The 2,875-nt window shown below is 38.8% G+C and carries 1 protein-coding gene and 1 pseudogene; both read right to left on the minus strand.

Features of this window, described 5'->3' with window-relative positions; genetic code table 11:
• Positions 1-1,348: pseudogene (locus tag BN338_RS13220) on the minus strand (autotransporter outer membrane beta-barrel domain-containing protein); the annotation flags it as partial.
• A 101-nt stretch (positions 1,349-1,449) separates the two neighbouring features.
• Positions 1,450-2,772 carry a NosD domain-containing protein gene (locus tag BN338_RS13225; protein WP_051018513.1) on the minus strand — a complete coding sequence of 441 codons (1,323 nt, stop codon included), beginning with the start codon at positions 2,770-2,772 and terminating at the stop codon, positions 1,450-1,452.
• Positions 2,773-2,875 lie beyond the last annotated feature (103 nt).

Here is a 2,875-nt window from a genome sequence, read left to right on the forward strand (position 1 = left end):
CATTTAAGGTGAAGCTACCGTTGGTTATCTCCTTAGCTTCTTTACCATTCCACAATTTTTCATCTTTCCAAGAAATTTTGTTCCAAAAAATACCATCATCTAATAACACATCGGCATGGATTTTTAACACATCGGCATGGATTTTTGAATCTTTAAGATTGAGCGTACCGATTGATAGGGCAGGGCTATTTTCAATGCTTTTTTCAACAACAGCTCCAACGAGAATTCCAGTACCATTGTCAACATGAAGCTCTGTATTGGTCAGATTGATTTCATTATTTCCATATGTTTGTAGGTCATCTAATTCATCTGTATTGGTTTTCGATAAAGCCATCAGTTGCACACCTATGTTTCCTGCTTTTGCCGCAGTATTTTCTAGGACAATCTTTCCCCCGGCTATTGCGGATAGTGCAACTTTTTTTGCTTCTATTTGATTTTTAGTACCATTCTTCATTTTAATTAAGGAATCATTGGCTACACCAAGAGCAAGATCAAAATTTTTAATGATTGTGTTACCATTTAATTCAATTGTGCTTTTAGGCTCGTAGGAGCCTACAGCAATGGTCACGTTTTCACTCTCACCACCGATTATTGTTAGATCTCCACTGGTGATTTTGCTTCCACCGTCTGCAGAAAGACCTTCATCAACATTTTGAATGATTGTTTTGCCTGTTAAGTTAATTTCACTCTCAGCGCCTTCTGTCGTTAGACCAGAGCGCTCTGTGTCGAGTCCTGAATTGATTCTTTTCCCACCAGTAATTGTTAAATTTTCGCTGGTGATTTTGCCGCCAAGGCTTGCTCGAAGACCGTCAAAAGTATTGTTAATCGTTGTATTGCCATGCAATTCAATTTTGCTCTTCTCACCATACGCAAGTGCACCAGTCCCTGTGCCATTGGTTGTGAGCGTAACATCTGTGGCATCGATTTGTCCCTCGTGTTCTGTAAGCAATGCAACATTGCCACTTTTTGTAGTTGCACTTCCTCCTATCATTACAATTTTTGAATCTGAATCGCTTTCATAGATACCCTCTCCATGAGATGATATGACCGTAGCATTGTTTAAAGTAATGGAACTTCCCTGTTTTGCATATACTCCATCGCTTTCGCTTTCAAATGATCCTCCAGAGACTGTTATTGTTGAGTGATCATTTGCAGCTATAGCATTCGTTGCTTGAGTGACCTTTACATTTGTTAAAGCAACGGTACTTTTCTTTGCAGATACTCCTATGTTTAGGAGTGTCTCGTCTTTAACACTCGATATTATCACATTTTCTAGTTTGTTTTCTTCTCTCTTACTGTTCTCGAAGGCAGCACCACTGTAGAGAGCTTTAATGTTTCCCCCCGTCATGCTGATTGCACCACCATCTTTTGCGTAAAGTCCATCGTTCTCAGATGATGTAATTTGATCAATGTTGGTTAAGGTAATGATACTGTTGTTGCCTTGAGAAGCTATTGTTGACCTTTTGCAGCAAATGATCCTCCAGAGACCGTTATTGTAGACTCATTATTGGCAGAGATGGCATTTTCTGCTTGTTTTACGGTTACATTTATTAAAGCAACGGTACTTTTATTTGCAGATACGCCTACGTTTAGTCGTGTATCGTCTTTAATGCTCGATATTATCACATTTTCTAGTTTGTTTTTTTCGTCGTTACTGTTCTCGAAGGCAGCACCACTGTAGAGAGCTTTAATGTTTCCCCCCGTCATGCTGATTGCACCACCATTTTTTGCGTAAAGTCCGGTGTATTCAGATGATGTAATTTGATCAATGTTGGTTAAGGTAACGATACTGTTGTTTTCAGAAAATATTGTTGCACCTTTTGCATCAAATGATCCTCCAGAGACCGTTATTGTAGACTCATTATTGGCAAAGATGGCATTTTCTGCTTGTTTTACGGTTACATTTGTTAAAGCGACGGTGCTTTTATCTGCTGCTATTCCATTCAAGAGCAGCGCATTTTCTTTATTATTTGAGATGGTCACATTTTCCAGTTTATTTTCTTTTTTCTTGCTGTTTTCGAATTTAACACCAGCGATGGTAGCTTTAATACTTCCTCCCGTCATGCTGATTACACCATCGTTTTTTGCTCCAAGCCCAATTTTGCTATCGTTGATTTTTGTATCTCCAAGTAATTCAATCACACTGTTAGAGCCTTGAGAAAGTGAACCAAATCGATTCGTAATTGTAATATGAGTGTTAGGGCCATCAGGTTTTGTATCTATTCTGTCCCCCTCTGCTGTTAAAGTAACATTTGTGACTATAATATGTCCGCCATTCTCAGCAGACAATGCTGCAAATTGCCCCGTGATATTTCCACCAGTCATTGTGATTGTGGATTTTGAGTCTTTTGCATAAAGTCCAGCATTACCAGATGTAATTTGTGCATTGTTTAAAGTAATGGTGCTGCTTTTTTGTGCATATATTGTCGCTTCTTTTGCATTAAATGATCCTCCAGTGATCATTATTGTAGAGTTATTATCGGCAAATACAGCATTGGTTGCTTGCGTCACTGTTACATTTTCCAGTTTGTTCTCAGTGCTATGACTGTTGAAGAAATGAACGCCAGTTTTGGAAACTGTAATCGTTCCCCCAGTCATTTGAAGTACGGCATCATCTTTCGCTTCAAGACCCAAGCGGATGTTAGAATCCGTTCCTTTAATGATCGTTTTATCTCCCGTTAATTTAATGATACTGCCTTTGCCTTCAGCGCTTATAACGTAGACATTTGTGTTTGAGCTTGAATTTGTGTCTTTATTTCCAGTTACTTTCAAATCAGTTCCGGTAATTTGACCTTCCTTTAGGACATGAAGAGTCTCATAAGTGGCATCTTTAACCTCTTTTTTCTATCCAGAAACCTCAAGAGATTCAGCATGG

Origin of the sequence: Bartonella queenslandensis AUST/NH15, assembly GCF_000312585.1 — a bacterium.
GTDB lineage: Bacteria > Pseudomonadota > Alphaproteobacteria > Rhizobiales > Rhizobiaceae > Bartonella > Bartonella queenslandensis_A.